General features: G+C 35.9%; 2 protein-coding genes. Both read right to left on the bottom strand.

Annotated elements, in window-relative coordinates:
- Window positions 1–177: 177 nt before the first annotated feature.
- Complete coding sequence (locus ACS8FD_RS17805; RefSeq protein WP_439261110.1) at window positions 178–456, bottom strand: hypothetical protein; 279 nt, start codon at window positions 454–456, stop codon at window positions 178–180.
- A gap of 232 nt (window positions 457–688) precedes the next feature.
- The coding region (locus tag ACS8FD_RS17800) for a helix-turn-helix domain-containing protein (RefSeq protein ID WP_439276830.1) at window positions 689–924 on the bottom strand (236 nt) is incomplete at its 5' end.

Below are 924 nucleotides of genomic sequence, written 5' to 3'. Positions count from 1 at the left end.
AAAATATGATAATCGATATGGTATTGTCTGCAGAGTATTTCTATATACTCTACATACCGCCCATCATGCCCGTATGCCCAATAGTCTTCACATAGCTGTATGTCGGACTGATCTACATAAGGGCTAAAAATAAGTTTTAAGCTCATGGTTATCTCCAAACCAAGTAGTTGACGTTAATCACAACGAATAAGGGACATCGTAGTGATTCATAATGGCCAAAAATTTGGTCTCAAGATTCGTTAAGGTATAACGATTCAGCGCTAATCCTTCATTTAGCTCTCGTTGCACCCATATCCTAACCGCTTCATCATTATAAAAAATGGGGTTAACGCCTAGCATCTTTGCTAACTGTGAACCCTGTTGTATTTGCAGGTTTACCATAAGTTTGGTAGATAGCGATATCGCTTCGGCGCTTAGCCAAATTGAAGCATGCGGCGGTTTAATAAATGTGTTCATGTATAATCTCCTGTAGATTAATATCCATTTCTGTTAGTTGTAATGACTTTCTACAGATTAAATTATACATACATTTTGAGCTATTGCAACTTAAAATAACCTTCTATAGAGCTTTTTGTTACTTAATAGGACCTTTTATTTATTTGAGAGCTATAGTTTGCTGCGTATTATTTGGCGTAATCACTGATAAGCGCAGTATTATCTTATGTTCTAAAAGGAGGAAGGTTTATTCTTATTCCTTAACTATCTCATAAAGGTCGCCCACTTCAATATCCAAATATAAACATAGCTTCTCTACAACCTCTAGATCTACTCTTGTCGCTTCTTCGTTATACATACGTGTGATTGTGCCTCTATTTACATCCGTGTCTCTAGACACATCAGCAATCTTTAACCTTTTTTCACCCATAATTCTAGATAAATTACACTTCACCATAACCTCCTCCATAATAAAATAACCTACTGTAG

The sequence above is a fragment of the Psychrobacter sp. 1U2 genome, assembly GCF_051847575.1.
The sequence above is the reverse complement of the archived record's forward strand: the minus strand, read 5'-3'. Positions and strand labels throughout refer to the sequence as shown.

What these genes read in the sequence shown, in the direction of transcription:
- ACS8FD_RS17805 (WP_439261110.1), bottom strand. Translation starts at nt 456, where the DNA reads ATGAACACATTTATTAAACCGCCGCATGCTTCAATTTGGCTAAGCGCC.